Source organism: Bacillota bacterium, from assembly GCA_030705925.1.
Taxonomy (GTDB): domain Bacteria; phylum Bacillota; class Clostridia; order Oscillospirales; family Feifaniaceae; genus JAUZPM01.
Map to the genome: position 1 here is coordinate 12,965 of JAUZPM010000022.1, position 18,235 is coordinate 31,199.

13 protein-coding genes are annotated in these 18,235 nt (G+C 38.7%); 5 read left to right on the forward strand and 8 right to left on the reverse strand.

What is annotated here, in order from left to right:
• The first annotated feature begins 21 nt into the window (after nt 1-21).
• The 3 genes from Q8865_05055 to Q8865_05065 all read left to right on the forward strand — a co-directional run bounded on the left by Q8865_05055 (nt 22) and on the right by Q8865_05065 (nt 7,162).
• Entirely contained in the window at nt 22-1,470 is a 1,449-nt protein-coding gene (locus tag Q8865_05055; protein MDP4152798.1) for a polysaccharide biosynthesis tyrosine autokinase, read from the forward strand.
• Nucleotides 1,442-1,960: a VanZ family protein gene (locus Q8865_05060; GenBank protein ID MDP4152799.1), complete on the forward strand. Its 519-nt coding sequence runs from the start codon at nt 1,442-1,444 to the stop codon at nt 1,958-1,960. Before Q8865_05055 ends, Q8865_05060 begins: the two co-directional genes overlap by 29 nt.
• Before the next feature lie 183 nt (nt 1,961-2,143).
• Nucleotides 2,144-7,162 carry a leucine-rich repeat protein gene (locus Q8865_05065; GenBank protein ID MDP4152800.1) on the forward strand — a complete coding sequence of 1,673 codons (5,019 nt, stop codon included), beginning with the start codon at nt 2,144-2,146 and terminating at the stop codon, nt 7,160-7,162.
• A 56-nt stretch (nt 7,163-7,218) separates the two neighbouring features.
• On the opposite strand, the gene Q8865_05070 is transcribed toward Q8865_05065, so the two are convergent.
• The 5 genes from Q8865_05070 to Q8865_05090 form a co-directional block, all read right to left on the reverse strand.
• On the reverse strand, nt 7,219-8,376 hold the full coding sequence (locus Q8865_05070) for a sodium ion-translocating decarboxylase subunit beta (protein MDP4152801.1): 1,158 nt from the start codon (nt 8,374-8,376) through the stop codon (nt 7,219-7,221).
• A gap of 15 nt (nt 8,377-8,391) precedes the next feature.
• Nucleotides 8,392-8,781, reverse strand: a complete 390-nt coding sequence (locus Q8865_05075; GenBank protein ID MDP4152802.1) for a biotin/lipoyl-containing protein — start codon at nt 8,779-8,781, stop codon at nt 8,392-8,394.
• Nucleotides 8,782-8,792: 11 nt separating this feature from the next.
• The gene (locus Q8865_05080; protein ID MDP4152803.1) at nt 8,793-9,104 is read right to left on the reverse strand and encodes an OadG family protein; all 312 of its coding nucleotides are present in this window, start codon (nt 9,102-9,104) and stop codon (nt 8,793-8,795) included.
• Between the two features lie 17 nt (nt 9,105-9,121).
• Nucleotides 9,122-10,504 (reverse strand): oxaloacetate decarboxylase subunit alpha, encoded by a 1,383-nt coding sequence (locus tag Q8865_05085; GenBank protein ID MDP4152804.1) that lies wholly within the window; start codon nt 10,502-10,504, stop codon nt 9,122-9,124.
• A 263-nt stretch (nt 10,505-10,767) separates the two neighbouring features.
• Nucleotides 10,768-11,277: a YcxB family protein gene (locus tag Q8865_05090; protein MDP4152805.1), complete on the reverse strand. Its 510-nt coding sequence runs from the start codon at nt 11,275-11,277 to the stop codon at nt 10,768-10,770.
• Between the two features lie 103 nt (nt 11,278-11,380).
• Here Q8865_05090 and Q8865_05095 point away from each other — a divergent pair, with 103 nt between their 5' ends.
• Complete coding sequence (locus Q8865_05095; protein MDP4152806.1) at nt 11,381-12,067, forward strand: response regulator transcription factor; 687 nt, start codon at nt 11,381-11,383, stop codon at nt 12,065-12,067.
• Nucleotides 12,060-13,403, forward strand: a complete 1,344-nt coding sequence (locus Q8865_05100) for a HAMP domain-containing sensor histidine kinase (protein MDP4152807.1) — start codon at nt 12,060-12,062, stop codon at nt 13,401-13,403. Before Q8865_05095 ends, Q8865_05100 begins: the two co-directional genes overlap by 8 nt.
• Nucleotides 13,404-13,632: 229 nt before the next feature.
• Here the strand turns inward: Q8865_05100 and Q8865_05105 are convergent, their stop codons facing one another.
• The 3 genes from Q8865_05105 to Q8865_05115 all read right to left on the reverse strand — a co-directional run bounded on the left by Q8865_05105 (nt 13,633) and on the right by Q8865_05115 (nt 17,983).
• Nucleotides 13,633-14,961: a solute carrier family 23 protein gene (locus Q8865_05105; GenBank protein MDP4152808.1), complete on the reverse strand. Its 1,329-nt coding sequence runs from the start codon at nt 14,959-14,961 to the stop codon at nt 13,633-13,635.
• Between the two features lie 143 nt (nt 14,962-15,104).
• Nucleotides 15,105-16,550: a DUF4340 domain-containing protein gene (locus Q8865_05110; GenBank protein ID MDP4152809.1), complete on the reverse strand. Its 1,446-nt coding sequence runs from the start codon at nt 16,548-16,550 to the stop codon at nt 15,105-15,107.
• Nucleotides 16,547-17,983 carry a Gldg family protein gene (locus Q8865_05115; protein MDP4152810.1) on the reverse strand — a complete coding sequence of 479 codons (1,437 nt, stop codon included), beginning with the start codon at nt 17,981-17,983 and terminating at the stop codon, nt 16,547-16,549. The genes Q8865_05110 and Q8865_05115 overlap by 4 nt, the downstream gene beginning before the upstream one ends.
• Between the last annotated feature and the right edge of the window lie 252 nt (nt 17,984-18,235).

An 18,235-nucleotide genomic window follows, 5' to 3' on the forward strand; every position in this document is an offset into this window, starting at 1 on the left:
GGTAAATAATCGGAGGTATTTATGAAATCCCAAAGTTCAAAAGAAATTACCTTTTCGGATGTATTTTACTGGGCGTTAAGATGGAAGTGGATAGTTTTAGTTTCCCTTATAACAGCTGTAGGGGGAAGCTTTATTTATACAAAATCAACTTATACAACATCCTATACGGCAACCGCTTCAATGGTTGTAAATATAGAACAGGACCCTACACTAACAATGCAGCCTACAGCGGCTGATATATACTTGGCGCAAAATTTATCAGACACCTATGCCCTTATTTTAAAAAGTAACAGAGTCATTTCATATGTAAAAGATAAACTTAATCTTGACATGCCACTTAGCGAGCTTAGGTCATATATTAAACTAACCACAACAAAAAATACTCAGATTCTGTATGTCAACGTTACCTGTTCAGATCCCCAGCTTGCTGTAAAAATTGCTAATAAGGTCATGGAAGTTGCCCCTAAAGCCATGATGGAAACAGTGGAAATCGGAACAATAAATGTTCTTGATTACGCGACTTTGCCAACTGCGCCAGAGCCCCCAAAAATCAGCATTAATATTATTTTTGGTGCATTGATAGGCATTGGTGCAGGAATTGTAATTACACTATTACTCGGGATTCTATCCGCACGTTTTAGAAGTTCGGAGGAAGTGGAAGACGCATTAATTATTCCTACGCTTGGTGAAATACCGCATATAGGAAAGAAAGAAAAATCAAATGGATCGCTTCTGTCATCTGAATCTGTTCCAATAAACTATTCTGAAGCTTTTAGAATGATTGGTACTGTGGTTCAATTTGTTGCAGGCAACGCCGGCTTAAAAACACTCGCAGTTACAAGTTCTACGGAAAATGAGGGTAAAACACTTCTGTCTGTAAATATAGCGTTAGCATTAGTACAGGCTGGTAAAAAAGTGCTTCTTATAGACAGCGATATCGTAAACCCAAGTGTGAATAAACTGCTTAAAATACCTGAAGAACAGGTATCATACTTTTCACAGGCATTAAAAGAGTCGCTTTCGTCGTGTATTGTGAATTTATCGTCAGGATTATCGGTTATTCCTTTTATAAAAGACAGAGAACGTGATCATGCATTGTTTTCGTCGCCGCTTTTTTATAAAGCAATTGATGGATTAAAAACTATTTATGATTATATAATTTTCGATACAGCCCCTGTAAGTGCAGTTACAGACGCTATTGCATTAGCAGGAAGAACAGACGGAGTAATATTGATTGTTCGTCAGGAACATGCGTCACAGTCGACCGTTTCAGCGGCAGTCGCACAGTTGCGTCTTGTAAAAGCAAATATAATTGGTTGTGTGCTTAATGATATCCGATATCGAAAACCGGGCTCGGGGTACAGTGATAAATATCGGTATTACAATTATGAAAATAACGCCCACCGTGAAAGCAGGCGGAACGAAGGTGAGGTGACCGCAGATGGAAATAAGGAAATACAAACACCATAATAAGCGAAATATTCTGCCATTTGGAATTGTGTGTATTCTAATTACTCTTTTTTCAGTAATGACTGGGAATAACGTATTGTTGATGGCTTATTCAGTTGCTGGGGCAATAGTAGCACTAACAGGGACGGCTGTACCGATTGGAGTTATTGTAGATATTCTGGTAAACATCATTCACTATGTTTTGTTTGCCCTATTATCTTTAAGCGCTTATGGCGCCTTTAATTCGTGCCGACGTAAAAAATTAAGAGCAACTGTCGTAATAATTTTTATATGCTCAATAGGAGCATGCATGTCCGAACTTATTCAGGCTCTTATTCCAGGCAGATCATGTTCTGCAGGAAAAATTCTTCAAAATCTAGTGGGTATTCTTATTGGGATCATTCTGCACTATCTGTGCATTTTTATAAAAAAACTTTTTGATAATATTATTCCTCCGGCTCAACCGGTGAAGCTTTCGAGATTTTTAAGCAAAGAAGATTTTTTTGAATAATTAGGGAATGCGCCGTGTTAAAGCGGCGCATTCTTGAAAAATTTAGAATTAAAACAAAATATATGTTGCTAATATTAAACAAATCTTTATTGACCGTCTGAATCATAAATGTTAAAATTTAATAAATATAATGTTTTCGTAATAATGTTTTCGTAAAAATTCAGGAATAAGGAATTGATAAAGATGAAAAAAATAAAACAGCCTGTTACACTGCTGCTTGTTGTGTTTTTAATGTGTACCCTGTTTCCCGCTTTTCCTGTAAATGCCGCAAATATAAAGTCTGATACTTTCGAAAACAGCACTTTTCAAACAGGTCAATCGGACAAAACGGAAGATGCTGATAATGAGTATCTGGTGGAGGCGTCATCGGAATCCGAGGCAGCATCGGTTGCCAGTTCCTATGGTGCAAAGCTTGATTCTTTTTCGAAAAACGGGTTTGCTGTTTTGAAGTTTCCGAGTGGCGGAGGGCCAGATTCATCTGTATTGCAAGCAAATACTAATCGAAAAGTTCATACTTTCTATCCTAATAGTACATACCATGTTTACGAGTCAGAAAGTTCTGTTTATTACAACCCGTCCAATCCAACTAATATTAATGATCCATATATTAAAAGCCAATATTTTCATGTTGATATAGGAGATACCGCTGCATGGAAGACTACGACCGGAACTTCAGATACGGTAGTCGCATTGGTAGATACAGGGGTGAATACTTCACATCCTGAATTATATGGGAGAATCTCACTATCATCATATAACATGTACACTCAAACAGGTATCTCTTCCAGCAATATGAGCGCAATACAGGACGATTATGGTCACGGCACATGCACGGCAAGTATTATTGCAGCAGATCAGAATAACAATGCTGCCGGCAGCGGGGTTGCACCTAATATCTCCTTACTTGTAATAAAGGCAAACGTAACGGGACAGGAATCCTTTAAAACATCGACAATTATCGACAGCATCTATTATGCTGTCGATCACGGGGCGGATATTATAAATTTAAGCCTTGGACGGGAATATCAAAGCGGCGTTAACTCGTTAGAGGAAAAAGCAATACAATATGCTGTCTCTAAGAATGTTCTAGTGGTATGCGCAGCAGGAAATGAAAGAAATAATCATGCAGGATACCCAGCTGCTTACGATGAATGTGTAGCTGTTTCAGCTTTACAACAAAAGCAGCTGTTTGATAGTTCTTATTCAAATTATGGGCCCGAAATCGATTTATCTGCACCGGGGACGGAGATAATGGTAAGCAAAACTCCGGGATATTATACATACGTATCGGGAACTTCAATGGCTGCACCGATGGTAAGCGGTGTAGCAGCACTAGTAAAATCTAAATACCCAAACTTAAGTGTCGCAGAGCTCAAGGAAAAATTATATTCTACTGCCGTAGATAGAGGAACTCCGGGATGGGATCAGTATTATGGCAATGGAGTTGTAAATTCGTTAAATGCCCTGTCAGATCAGCTTTACACGATTACATATGATACAGGAAGCGGATCTAAAATCGGATCCATTAAAGCCGCAGCAGGGTCTGTCTTATTTAAGCCTATCGACCCGACATTAGACGGTTGTACTTTTAATTCGTGGTCAACAAGTGCAGATAGTACGTCTTCCTGGGGTTTTATGACAGCATATGATACCGAGTGCAATACTGTGAGTTCTGATATGACTTTTTATGCTAAATGGAATACAGGCATGTATGGTTATTCACCAATTTCGAGTAGCCAAATTGCAATAAACGATTATTACGGACCAGGCGGAGATGTAACTGTCCCGCAACAAATCGATGGAAAAACCGTAACGGCTATTAATTCCTTTTCTAATTACCGGACTGATATTAATAAAATAACACTGCCGGATACTGTGACGACAATAGGCAGCAGTGCATTTAAGGAATTCTACAATCTTAAAGAGGTTGACCCAGGGAATTCCATTACGTCTATTGGCAATTATGCTTTTATGGACAGCAGTGATTTAGATACTATATATTTACCTGATACTTTACAGTCCATAGGAACCGAAGCTTTTTCAGGGTGTTCATCACTAGATAATATAACGCTTGGCGGCAATGTAAGTGTAATATCTGACAGCGCTTTTCAGAATTGCACAAGTTTAGTTTATATATACCTTCCGGACAGTGCTTTGTCTTTGGGCAAAAACCTATTCTCAGGATGTTATTCGCTTAGTACTGTGAGACTTCCTGCAGGGCTTAATAGTATAAGTGATTACATGTTTTACAATTGCGGAATCCTTAATAATATTGATTTCCCCAAAAACCTTAAAGAAATTGGGAACAGCGCATTTGCAGGTTCTGATTTAACAAATGTTATAATTCCTGACAGCGTAACGCAAATTGATTCAAACGCTTTTACAACTACTGCTGATTATTGGTTATCGGACTTGCGGTCGGTTACTATCGGAAACGGAGTTGAAACTATCGGCGAGGGGGCTTTTCAGAACTGTGATGTACTTTCTACAGTAACTGTAGGTCAAAATATAAAAACTATAGGTTCATATGCTTTTGATAGTACAGGGCTAGTTAGCCTTACTTTGCCCGATTCATTACAAACTCTTGGAGACAATGCATTCCGGGACTGCGGCTCGTTGTCGTATGTATTTTTTGAAGGAAACGCGCCTGCGGCTGGTAACGATGTTTTTCTAAACACGCCGACTGATATGCAAGTCAGGTATGCTGCGGGAAACAGCACCTTCGGAACGGTTTGGTGCGCAAGAAATACTTTCCCTGAAAGTGTGTCAGGCACAAAGACGATTTCATTCTCACTTAATGGCTATGATGGTACCCCTCCAAATCCTCAGACGGTAGAGTATAATGGAAAGATTTCAAAACCTGACGATCCTACCCGTTTGAACTATACTTTTGGAGGATGGTATAAGGACCCCGACTGTACTGATTTGCCTTGGGATTTCAATAATAATACTGTAATTGCTGATGCAGTATTATATGCAAAATGGACATCTTCCCCGACAAATATTACAATAAGTTTTGATTCGCAAGGCGGAACTAACGTTTTAGCTTCAACAGTTATGTCTGGTGATTTGTTATCTGCACCTGCAGATCCTGAAAAGTCAGGGTTTGTATTTGCGGGATGGTTTAAAGAGCCTGAACTAAAAACCAAATATGATTTTAGTGATCCTGTTATGAGCAGCGGAACATTATATGCATCATGGAAACAGGATTCACAAGGGGCATACACTGTTGTATTTAAAGATTACAACGGGAATATACTTGATACGCAATCAATTGCGTCCGGCAGCTCGGCAATTCCCCCTTCAGCCCCCGGAAGAGAGGGTTATACGTTTACCGGGTGGGATAATTCTACTAATAATATATCTTCTGATGTTACTATTAACGCGGTTTACTCCATCAATAAGTATACTGTAAGTTTTTGCAATCAAGGCGGGGATTCAATTTCCACACAGTCAGTGACTTATGGCTCTAAAGCAATTATGCCAGATAATCCTGAAAGAAGCAGCGAAATCTTTGGGGGATGGTATAACGAATCGGATTGTAAAAATTTATATAACTTCGATACATTAGTAACAAAAAATACAACGCTTTACGCAAACTGGCTTTCTTCACATTCAGGTACAGAAAGTGCAGATCTAAGCAGTTTATCTATAAGTCCTGGCATTCTTTCACCGAGTTTTGACAGCCAAACAAGTTTTTATACTGCAAATGTCGGGGATTCTTCATCGATTACAGTAACGCCGACTGCCGCAGACAGCAGCTCGATAATTACTGTAAACGACACTTTGGTTAGAAGTGGTCAGCAATGTACGGTTAATCTAAATGTGGGTAGCAATAATCTTATTGAAATACTAGTATACTCTGAAAACGGATCTGAAGCTTTATATCAACTTACTGTTACACGCACCTCTTCAAGCTCAGGTGGCGGCGCTGGAGGCGGAGGCGGTGCTGGAGGCGGAGGAGGCGGAGGCGGTGCTGGAGGCGGAGGAGGCGGTGCCGGAGGAGGCGGTGCCGGAGGTGGCGGCGGCTCAGCAAGTGGAACAACACTGTCTGGGTCAGCGGTTGCTGGTTCTAAAAAATTAAGCTTTGATATCGCCGTTGACAGTTCGACGGGAGATGCGGGAGTCAAATTAACATCTGCGCAGGTCGATTCACTTTTACAAGGTGCTGTTGCAGACGCCTCTGGGACTAAAACGGTAACTGTAACAATTCCTTCGGGCGAAGATGTCAAAAGTTACAGCATGTCTCTGCCGTCGTCATATCTCTCTGATAATACAAAAACAGAATTTATATTTAAATCTCCGTTATGCAGTCTTACTTTGCCTTCTAACATGCTTGAAGATGGAGGCAACACCGCAAAAGTTACGACAGCTGCTGGGAATATAACGGCATTGAAAAATAAACCTGTTGTTTCTGTCAGCCTTTCCCTGGATGGAAAAGCAAAAGAATGGGATAACGAAAATGCATCTGTATTATTATCGATCCCGTATGCAGCCACAAGTTCTGAACTTTCGAATATTGAACATTTAGTCATGGAGTATATTGATGACAGCGGTAATGTTACTTTAATACCAAGCGGCAGGTATGACAAAACCTCTGGCTCGGAAACTTGCAGGTTAACTCATTTCAGCAGCTATGCAGTTGCGTTTTCACAGAAATCCTTTACTGATATAGCCGCAGTCACATGGGCTAAATCACCTATCGAGGTGCTGGCATCAAAAGGCGTTATTAATGGAGTTACAGCTGATACCTTTGAACCTGGCAGTAATATTAAACGCGCTGATTACATTATGTTACTTATTAAAACGTTAGGTCTTACTGCAAAGTTTACGGATAATTTTAATGATGTGTCAAAAAACGATTATTTTTATAATGACGTTGGAATTGCAAAAGTTTTGGGGATTGCGGAAGGAAGCGGTGACAACCTGTTTGATCCGAACGACTATATTACTCGCCAGGACATGACGGTTCTTACATGCAGAGCTCTTGAAGAATATAGAGGATTGTTATATACCAATACATTTTCCCCGCTTAATGGTTTCACTGATAAAAGCGACATATCTCCGTATGCTGCAGGCAGTCTTGCGACGCTTATAAAAGAGGGATTAATAACAGGTGCTGGGGATAAAATCAATCCTCTGTCAAATACGACTAGAGCTGAAGCAGCGGTATTCCTTTACAGAATATATAATTTTTATTAAATATAGAAACAAAAAAGAGCATGGATTTATATTCCATGCTCTTTCTATAAAAATGGTTATTTGCCGAACAACGTTAAAAGAAATCCTGCAGCGACGGCAGTTCCTATAACGCCTGCCACGTTTGGCCCCATAGCATGCATTAAAAGGAAGTTTGAAGGGTTTGCTTTTTGCCCTTCTACTTGAGATACACGGGCTGCCATAGGAACTGCAGATACACCTGCCGAACCTATTAATGGGTTAACTTTCCCGCCTGACAAAACGTACATGATTTTACCGAAGATAACACCGCCAAATGTAGAAAAAGCAAATGCAAAAAGACCAAGCGCAATGATTTCAAGTGTTTTTGGTTTTAGAAAAGTTTCAGCATTTGCTGTTGCGCCAACAGATACGCCAAGGAAAATTGTGACGATATTAATTAATGCATTTTGTGCCGTGTCGGAAAGACGCTCTGCAACACCGCATTCCCTGACCAGATTACCCAGCATCAGAAATCCGATAAGCGGAGCGACTGATGGAAGAAGTAAAACAACAAGTATTGTAACTACGATTGGGAAAACTATTTTTTCTGTTTTGCTGACTGTGCGGAGTTGATCCATCTTAGTTTCACGCTCTTTTTTAGTTGTCAGCAGACGCATGATCGGAGGCTGGATAAGCGGGATGAGCGCCATGTATGAGTATGCGGCAATCGCGATTGGCCCTAGCAGTTCCGGCGCTAATTTAGATGTAAGAAAAATTGCTGTCGGCCCATCTGCACCGCCGATAATACCTATTGAGGCTGCTTGTTGAGGTGAAAACCCGAAAAGATTCGCGAAATTAAAAGCGATATATACGCCAAACTGTGCCGCTGCGCCAAGAAAAAGACTGGATGGACGAGCAATAAGCGGACCAAAGTCTGTCATAGCGCCGACGCCCATAAATATAAGTGAAGGATATATATCTAGTTTAACTCCCTGGTATAAGTAATAAATTAAACCGCCGACTTGAGTCATATTGCCTGCATTGTCATATATAGGACCATTCATGATTCCGCTCAGAGGCAGATTTGCAATAAGCATACCAAAGGCTATTGGCAGCAAAAGAAGTGGCTCAAACTTTTTGGCAATAGCAAGATATAATAGTATACATGAAACAAGGAGCATTATAGCCTCTCCTGTAGACAACTTAACAAAGCCGGAGGTCAAAAATAAATCCTTTAATACTTCTAAAAATGACATAATTAAACCTCCCGTTTAGGAGAGTATGACTAGCGGGTCACCTGTTGAAACAGAAGCAGCTTTTGTGGTTAAAACCTGTGATACGACTGCGTCGCGTGGTGATACTATATCATTTTCCATCTTCATCGCTTCAAGAACAAGCAAAGGTTGTCCCTTTTTCACTGATTGACCGGCAGTTACTTTAATATCAAGTATCGTACCCGGCATTGGGGAATCGATGCGTTCACCGCCTGAAACTGGAGCGGCAGGAGTGGATACAGGAGCAGGCGCTGCACTTTGCACCACAGGAGCAGGTGCCGTAGCCACTGGCTGAGAGGCAGCATTTGATACATTGTCAATCACTGCTTCACCCTTTTCAACGACAACCTCATATTTTTTATCATTAAGGGTAACAACATATTTCATATTAAATCTCCTTACTTTATGGCTTTAATGCTCTTAAATCTGAGCATGTTGAGCGGAATGCCTGTTTTGTCAGAGACAATTGCCATTATTACGGCGGCATTTGGTTCGGTTGTATCTATTAGTTCTAAGCCTGAATGCTCTGATTTAGGCGATACTTGAGCTTTTATTTCTGTATCCGGAGCAGAAGCGTTGTTTACATTTTTAGATTTGGTTGACAATATTACAGCTGATAATATCCTGATAAAAAAGGCAAGTACGATGAGTGCGAGGAATACAACCAGCATACCAATTATTGTTGTCATAATTGAATCAGAAATAGTCATAGTTATCCTCTCTTATCTTATTCCACGCTAACAATGGTATATTTAAAAACTTTAGATTTCCTATCTTCCCTGAATTTAAAGAAGCTTTCAGCAGGCTGAGGGAATGCGGCATAAGATAAAACATCCTCGTCGCTTTGGGCGAGATCTCCTATTTCGGCCTTTGCTTTTTCAAATCCAGGTTCAAGAGTATCAGCAAAACGTCCGGTAAACGGTTTCTTTTCCCCCAGAACCTTTTGCGCAAGTTCATTATTTATTGGTGCTGGCGGCGCTCCATATTCACCTCGCACATATGCCTTGACTTCTTTTGTAATGTTAGCATATCTTTTGCCGGTTAATACGTTTATCGTAGCCTGAACGCCAACCATTTGACTCATTGGTGTGACAAGCGGCGGAAACCCCATATCTTCTCGGACTTTCGGGGTTTCTTCAAGTACTTCAGGAAGCTTATCTATGGCATTTTGCATTTTGAGCTGTGATATAAGGTTAGAAAGCATCCCTCCGGGGATCTGATAATTCAAAGCGTCAACCTTTGTTGTAATGACGAATGGATCTAAAAGACCGGATTTGAGATATTTCTCAAAAACTGGTTCGAAATAATCATTTATTTCCTTTACAATTTTATCTTTTACTTCTATGTTGAACCCAAGCTGTCTTAAGGCGTATACCATGGATTCAGTTGCGGGCTGAGATGTTCCGCCTGAAAAAGAAGATATTGCGGTGTCAATAACATCACATCCTGCCTCGGCAGCCTTTAAGTATGTCATTTGAGCAAGTCCGGTTGTGCAGTGTGAATGCAAAACAATCGGAACTTTTACAGTCTCTTTCAAAGCTTTGACGAGGTCATAAGCTTCCTTTGGCCCCATAACTCCAGCCATATCTTTTATGCAGATTGAATCTACACCCATTTCGACCATTTCACGGCCGAGCTTTGCATAATTTTCAAGTGTATGCACCGGACTCACTGTATAGGAAATAGCACCCTGAGCATGTCCTCCGCGCTTTTTTGTTTCTTCTACAGCTACACGAATATTCCTGAGGTCGTTTAGAGCATCAAAAATGCGTATAATATCTATACCATTTTCAATGGATTTTGCGACAAACATCCTGACTAAATCATCAGGATAGTGCTTATACCCTAGGATATTCTGCCCGCGCATAAGCATTTGAAGTTTGGTGTTTTTGACCTTTGAACGTATCTTACGTAAGCGTTCCCAAGGGTCTTCTTTTAAAAAACGAAGACAAGAATCAAAGGTTGCCCCTCCCCAACATTCCAGAGAGTGATAGCCCGCCTTGTCCATTGTTTCAAGAATGTCTGAAAAATCCGAAAACGGCATTCTTGTTGCCATAAGGGACTGTTGTGCATCGCGCAACACTGTCTCTGTAATCTTCAATGTTTGCATAGTCCAACTCCTTCGTTTTTATTTATTTAATCCAAGGTCGTCCCTTTTTAAAGGAAAAAACCGGAAAATACAAATATGTTATTAATAAATAAGCAAATCAAAAAATTTCCTCATTATATACTGTAGCAAAAACATTAAAAATTGTCACCAATTTATGAAGATAAAATTTACCAAATGTTTTTAGATTTTAGATGATTTTTTAGTGATTTATTACTCGTTTATAGTATATGTAATTTAAAAATTAAAAGCCGGTAAGACTAAAATCAAACCGACTTTTTATTATTAAAAAATTGTATAATGCAATTGCGGAGTGTACTGATTTCCGTTTGGTTTAGTATTGATTTGGGAATAAAAGTGTATTGCTTTTTAGTTATATAAAAATAGATGTTATGTCTTGTTTCTTTAACTTTTTTAAAATACTCCCACTGTAATAGAATATCTCCAAGTTCATAAGAGGAGGTGATTCCTTCCCTAGTAATACCTAGATGTTGCGTGGCAGCAAATCTTTTATCATAGCCAAAGTTTGACCTATTTACAAAATAAACTGAAGGGATATAAGCTAGACACATATCCAAAAAAATAAATATTGAAAGAGCTGTACAAAACAGAAAGCCGTCATTTGATAAATTTCCAGTAATAAAAAGTGTAAATATAATTGTTACGAAAAGTACAGAACAAATAATAAAAAAGTATAATATAACACGAAGTGCCCTATCAAATAAAAACCAAAAATATTCTTTCCAATGGATCATATAATATTTTTCAAACTCCATAAGACACCTCCAAATTAATTGTATCATAGATTTTTATTATTTTTAACACAAATTTAACCCTTACATGTTATAATTAAAACATTATTATACAGGATGGTGTGCTATGCGAGCTTTAGTTATCGAAGATGAAAAAGCGCTATCTAACAGTATCTGCGAGTGTATTTCTGAGATATTTGAATGCGAAAAGGCTTATGATGGTGAACTTGGCCTTTTTAAAGCAGAGCAGGATATTTTCGATGTCATTATTCTTGATATAATGCTTCCAGGAATGAACGGATTCGATATTCTGTCTACCATACGTGAAAAACACATTTCAACGCCTGTACTTATACTGACTGCCAGAGATGGAATAAATGATAAAATAAAAGGATTTAGATCGGGAGCGGACGATTATCTTGTGAAGCCTTTTCACAGGGAGGAACTTTTACTGCGCCTTGAAGCGATATTACGCCGAAGCACAGGTGCATTTGCCGACAGCGTCTTGAAATTTAAAGATTTACAGCTGAACACTAAGAGCCGTACTGCTAAAATAGGATGTCACTCTCTTTCACTTCAAGGAAAACAGTTTGACATAATGGAATATTTAATGAACAATCAGAACATTATTGTTACTCGTGACCAGATTTTTGACCGTATTTGGGGGTTTGACAGTGAAACGACTACTAATGTAGTCGAGGTGTATGCAAGCGGAATACGCAAAGAACTAAAAAAATATGGCTATGATAAATACTTAAAAACCATTCGTAGTGTTGGCTATATACTAAGCGCTGAGGAAAATAACGATGAATGAAAAAAAGATAATAAGAAAACAGCTATATAAAAATATGCTCTTTAATTTTATTGCCTTTGCAATAATTTTTTCTATCTTTGGTGGAGTAACGTTCAATTTGATTAAAAGCACAATGTACAACCAGGTAGATCGAGGGCTTCGTAGTCTTGAACAATTTACAGAAAATGATAAACTTAAACGGTTGGACAATGTAAACCAGAAAAATAACTCGAGCCAGATTAACAATGTGAACCAAAATAACAGCACTGATCAGCCTGGGAACTCTGATCATGCTGCACCGCCGCCTAATCGAGACAACAGGGTTGATAACCCACGAATACATACGATAATTCGTGATTTAGACGGTAAAGCTGTAAATTTTATTAATATTGGAAGCCTGGCATCTGAAAAACTTAACGATCTTCCTGCAGACCTTAATAACATTGACATTGTGCATACTATTATAGTTGGCGGACAATATTATTACCGGACTTTAACATTTAGAGCAACCATAAATGGTACTCCACGTTATGTACAGGTGCTTATAAATATTGACGGTGAACAGGCGATTTTGAACAATTATCTAAAAATAATAATAATTATTATTTCTGTGCTTCTTATATTAGCTATTTCTGCAAGTTATATTTTATCGCGTGTGACTATGAGACCGATTATATCTGCATGGGAAAGACAAACGCGTTTTGTCCAGGATGCTTCCCACGAACTCCGTACTCCTTTGTCAATTATACAGAATAAACTTGAAATGATGCTCACTACCCCGGGGTCAAAGATTGTGGATAAATCCGAAAGCATTGCACTTGCCCTGTCAGAGACCAGAAGGCTTTCCAAGCTGACGGCAGACCTTATGACCTTAGCTCAATATGACAGCGCTAAACAAATGCTTAATTACGAGGAATTTAACCTTGATAAAATGATCAGTGAAATAAGCGAGCCTTATGCTGAAATTGGGATAGAGCAGGAAAAAACGTTTAAGCTTGACTTGAGGTTGGAATCAAAAGTTAATGCTGATAAGGCAAGAATCCATCAACTCCTTGTAATATTACTTGATAATGCACTTAAATATACTGAGTCAGGCAACACAATTACAGTGTCCAGTTATAAAGGTGATGGAAAAAATGTAATTGAGGTTGCTGATACAGGGATAGGTATAAGCGATGCGGGACTTTCTCATATTTTTGAACGGTTTTACCGGGAGGATAAGGCTCGTTCTCGTGAGAATGGCGGAACCGGTCTTGGTCTGTCCATTGCGCAGTGGATTGTTTCAGCACATAAGGGTAGTATTAAAGCAAGGCATAATGAGCCGCAGGGCATTATTTTTACAGTTAAATTGCCTTAAGGTAAAATTACTAATTAACAATTTATTCGCAGTTTTTTCAGGTTAATTTAAGATTAAATGACTATTATTAAAAATGCGGAAAGCACTTTTCATATTCTCCCCCCCCAAATACAAAAGTAAGCTGTAGTGTTAACACTGCAGCTTACTTTATTTTAAGATGGTTTCGTAAATGTTCATTCGTAAATAAGGGGGCTGTTTTGCAACAGCCCCCTTAAAAAATAGTTCTAAATTATTCTGCTTTTTTCTTTCCAGTTCCGATTGACAAAAGTAGATTTAATAAGATACCTACAATAGCGGCTGTTGCGATTGCAGGGATTTTTGCACCGAAAATCGGTATATTATTTCCAGGGAATCCGTAATGACCGCCAAGTCCGATAATTAAAATTACTGCGATTACAGAAAGATTTCTTGCATCAAATAAATCAACCTTTTTATTTATCATAATCGCAATACCTTGAGCGCCTATTACACCGAACAAAAAGATGCATGCGCCGTTAATAACCGGAGTCGGGACTGAATTTATCGCATTTGAAAGCGGCTCGAAAAAGGAAAGAACCATTGCCATGACAGCAGCAACTGCTAGAACTGCAGTAGAAAATACCTTTGTTATTGCCATCGTTGAAAGGTTTTCACCATAGTTTGTTCCGGCAGGGCCTCCAAAAAGTGAAGCTATGATATCCCCTAGTCCATCACCAACAAGGTTAATGCCAAGCTTGTCCGCAATTTTATAAGGACCTTTATTTTTTCTTTTAGCAAGATCATTGATGTAAATATCGAGCTGGAATAAATGAGCAGTTGATTCCGGTATAGTTGCAATTGCAATAGGCATTATAGCCGCTACTGCAACCCAGTTGGGTGTAGGAAGGGTGAAATGAGGGGCTTTTACAAGCGTTCCTGTCCATATCGTTGAAAAATGAACAAGTCCAAGCGGAATACTTACTATATAGCCCACGATTATACCGAATAGTATAGGAAGCTGTCCAAGCACTCCTTTTAAGTACACAGAGAATAAAACCGTTGCAAGAAGCGTAATTATAGCTGCTATCCAAGCCTTGCTGTCAGCTGCATTATCTTTAAATCCTGCTGCATTCGTCATTGCTGTGCCGGCAAGTGAAATTCCGATAACCATTGCGATTGAGCCAGTTACCGTTGGGGGAAGCACTTTTTCAATAGACTCCATTCCAAAGCGGCTTACTATAAGTCCTGCTGCAATTGATACAAATCCGGAACAAATTATACCAAACTGTGCTTGTGAAATAAGAGCATCCGGCGCCAAAGCTCCGCTTGCCACTCCTGTTATACCGCATATTGCGGCAATATAAGAGAAACTCGATCCGTAATATAGCGGTATCTTTCCACGCGTAACAAGTAGAAAACTAAGTGTTGCAAGACCGCTTGCGAAAATAGTAGTCGAAACGTGAAATCCTGTAAGAAGTGCCACAGTTACGGTTGCAGGAAACATTACCAAGAGCTGCTGCAGCGCAAATAAAATAAGTTTTCCCCACGAAGGTGTTTCGTCCGGCAGATAACCGTTGACCTTGTCCTTGAGCTCAGTCATTTACATCTCTCCTTGCAATTTAATTAGGGATATTTATACACATACCTAAAAAATGTTACACTTTTTGTCGTCATTTGTCAATAAAATTATCCTATTATGATATAAAAATAAAAGGGAAACGATTATATCGCTTCCCTTTACTATTATTTAAATTCGACCTTTTCACCTTTTTCTAACTTATGCGCATTGTCTAAAAATTGCTGAATATATTTTGTCAGAGTATAATATCTCATATTCCCGTCACGCGATACTGCAAGCCGGCGTGCGTCAAGCTCTTTATACTGTAGAACAACAGGCGATGTAGAATCTCTATAAGTAAATGTAATAGTTGCTACATCTTTCAAAGGTTTGTCTTCGCTGGTAAGTTCGCCCTCGATATAAAGACTCATAGCATTCATGTACAGTGATTTAAAGCTATCAGTATCTACATCTTTACCATTTAGAGTAGCTTTTAAAGGCTCTTTAGCATCTTTCTGTGTTGAGCCGGATAATTGGAAGGTCACTGTTCCGGTGCTGTCACTTACAGTTAATGATCCAATCTTGTCTATATACTCAAGATATAGCACCCTGCTTTGAACACCCATTAATGTTGTATCCAGAATCGTAAAATTTGTCTTATTTACTGTATATACTACGTCGATGCCATCCATCATCATATTCATTTCGCCGTTTTCAGATGGTTTGCTGAATTTAAAGCCATATCCTTTTCCCTCAATCTCATAATAAAGAGCATAGTATGGCTTATCCAGTCCTAAGCTTGCCTTTTCAGTGGCAGTTGGGTGAATCTTAACAACTTTTTCAGCTGTAATGTGAGCAAGTGACGGCTGCATATAAAGCGAAACATAATCACTATTAACTTCAAGCGAACCAGCAGGTTGGGTAATAACATATTGAGAAGTCTCTATTTGATTGTCCTCATTGCTTTTTTCTGCAGTTTTCTTGTTATCCGTTTTGAGTTCAATCACCGGATACTTTTCAGCGCCGTTGGTTACACGCATAAGGTTTATCTTGGAGTAGTTATCCTCAGTAAGCTCTTGCGTTAGATCTGTTTTTACATATTCTTCATAACAAACGCCCGCAAGACGCTCAGCTGAAGTATTTATCGTATGAACTTTCCCTGTTGATTTATCTAGCAAATAATACCCATCTTTGAAAGGTGTTTCAATTCCAAGCGAAAATGCATGCTTATCACCCTTCTTAGTAACGACCTCAAAAGTAGCATCCGGTTTATCAAGTCCATACGGTGAAAGATCAGCTAAATTGGTGCCGATTTCACTTGTTGATGTAATAGAGGTAGCATTTGAAATAAGCGTATCAAGTGCTGACGATGAAGATGGAACATCCATTCCATCAAGGTAAGAGCTCTCGTCAGATTTTACAACTACCTTAAAATCGCCTCTTGAATTGTGAAAGCTTATGTAATCAACGTCTTCCTTTTTTAAGTTTAATATTGATTTATCGCTTTCACTAGTTTCAGTCTGCTGTTTAGCGTCAGGTTTCTTGTGAATATGCGAAATTGTAATCAATGCACCTGCCAGCACTCCTACAACAACAAGCCCTATAATTGCATATTTGAACGGTTTGATCATAGATTCTTCCTCCGCATAAATATTACAATTGCAGCTGCTAATAGTGCCAGAGGTATTACGATTACAAAGATAAATGTATAAACCACAAACTCAATAGCTGTGATGCTCATAGAGGTATTTTCAAAGTATTTGGGTGTTGAAACAAACAAATCTTTTGAATCACGTACACTGTTGATTATTCCGAGTATCAATTCAGAGTTTGAGTATATTGATGTTTGAATAGCAGAGTCTGAAACGAAAGAAGGTGAGCCAAATACTACAAGCCGGCTATTTTTAGCAGTTGAAGTTCCCGTAATCATTTTTTGTGAAGCGGCAACAAGGGTAAATGGGCCTGCTTGATCTCCGCTTTCTTTGGTATTACTGTTAATCTTGCTTAAGTCGCCAGTTTTTGCAAATGAGGAAGAATAACTTGTAAGAACATCTTCTGTTGCAAAAGATCCTTTTTCCGTAAATAAGCGTTTAATAGAGCTGGATCCCTGAATAAGAGTCATAAGTTTAGAACTTAAATTCTTAGTGTAATCACTGTCACCGGATTGCAAAATAATTTGTGAAGGATCCGCAATGCTGTTTTCACTATCCAGAATTATATTCTTTTGCGGTTCAAGTCCCCATTCTGCCATATAATTCTGTAAGTTAGGAAGATCCTTTACTGTTGGGCTTAGGAAAATCATGATTCCTACATCACCGCGGTCAGTATACCGGTCAAGCTTGTCTATTTCTTCTACCGTAAAATCACGCTGGGGATCAACGATAGCAATCATTTTTGTATCATCACTGATATCTTTTTCAACTAAGTTTATTTCTTCTAAATCATAATTATTGCTTGTAGAAAGATCTTTGAGTCCGGATCCGACAGTTTCCTCATGTCCTGTCGTTGTCAGTAACTTTTGGGTCTTATCGCTAGTCACATACATAATAGCAGATGTGATTTGCTGCTCTGCTTTTATCCCTGTGATTTGCTGCTGCTGACTTGAAGAACCATCGCTGTTTGAAGAGTCAATTTGGTACAAATCTGAATCTGATATTACTTTATATTTGCTGCCGCACTCAACCAAAATAGAATCATAGTTAATTGTTGAATTATATTTTTTTGCGTATCCAGGATTAACGTTTAAGTCTATATCCTTAAAGGAAATTTTATTCGAAAGCTTAGGATATTTTTTTAATATTTCTAACGCATTTGCATCAAATTTCGCCTCAGGAACCATTATCGTGATTGTAACATTTTTATCAAGCTTTTTTAAATAGTCTTTTGTATCGTTGGATATTTCATAGATTTTCTCCGGAGTTATATCGAATTTTAATGTAACTTTTTGACCAAGTACACTAAAAATAATATTTATTAATACAAGGCCCGCAACAAATATCGCCACTAAAGCCGTGGATGCTGCGCCATATTTAAAACTCCGTTTTGCAAACAGTTTTTTATTCATATCAAGCTCCATACACCGCATTAATATACGGTTCCGCTATTTTGGCGAGCGGCACACCTAATTTGAATATAAGCGTCCTCAAAACTATTTCTTTATGCATACCTTTTCTTTTCGATTACACGCATGGTCAGAAACAGAAATAGTGAGGTCACGCTAAGATAATAAACAATAGCAGGAATATCAAACATACCCATACTAAAGGAAGAAAAACGGCTGTAAACGGATATCCAGTTTAAAACTGCAGAAAGTGCA

Excerpts from the sequence above, each read along its gene's own strand:
- Q8865_05055 (MDP4152798.1), top strand. The coding sequence starts at position 22 with ATGAAATCCCAAAGTTCAAAAGAAATTACCTTTTCGGATGTATTTTAC.
- Q8865_05060 (MDP4152799.1), top strand. The coding sequence starts at position 1,442 with ATGGAAATAAGGAAATACAAACACCATAATAAGCGAAATATTCTGCCA.
- Q8865_05065 (MDP4152800.1), top strand. The coding sequence starts at position 2,144 with ATGAAAAAAATAAAACAGCCTGTTACACTGCTGCTTGTTGTGTTTTTA.
- Q8865_05070 (MDP4152801.1), bottom strand. The coding sequence starts at position 8,376 with ATGTCATTTTTAGAAGTATTAAAGGATTTATTTTTGACCTCCGGCTTT.
- Q8865_05075 (MDP4152802.1), bottom strand. The coding sequence starts at position 8,781 with ATGAAATATGTTGTTACCCTTAATGATAAAAAATATGAGGTTGTCGTT.
- Q8865_05080 (MDP4152803.1), bottom strand. The coding sequence starts at position 9,104 with ATGACTATTTCTGATTCAATTATGACAACAATAATTGGTATGCTGGTT.
- Q8865_05085 (MDP4152804.1), bottom strand. The coding sequence starts at position 10,504 with ATGCAAACATTGAAGATTACAGAGACAGTGTTGCGCGATGCACAACAG.
- Q8865_05090 (MDP4152805.1), bottom strand. The coding sequence starts at position 11,277 with ATGGAGTTTGAAAAATATTATATGATCCATTGGAAAGAATATTTTTGG.
- Q8865_05095 (MDP4152806.1), top strand. The coding sequence starts at position 11,381 with ATGCGAGCTTTAGTTATCGAAGATGAAAAAGCGCTATCTAACAGTATC.
- Q8865_05100 (MDP4152807.1), top strand. The coding sequence starts at position 12,060 with ATGAATGAAAAAAAGATAATAAGAAAACAGCTATATAAAAATATGCTC.
- Q8865_05105 (MDP4152808.1), bottom strand. The coding sequence starts at position 14,961 with ATGACTGAGCTCAAGGACAAGGTCAACGGTTATCTGCCGGACGAAACA.
- Q8865_05110 (MDP4152809.1), bottom strand. The coding sequence starts at position 16,550 with ATGATCAAACCGTTCAAATATGCAATTATAGGGCTTGTTGTTGTAGGA.
- Q8865_05115 (MDP4152810.1), bottom strand. The coding sequence starts at position 17,983 with ATGAATAAAAAACTGTTTGCAAAACGGAGTTTTAAATATGGCGCAGCA.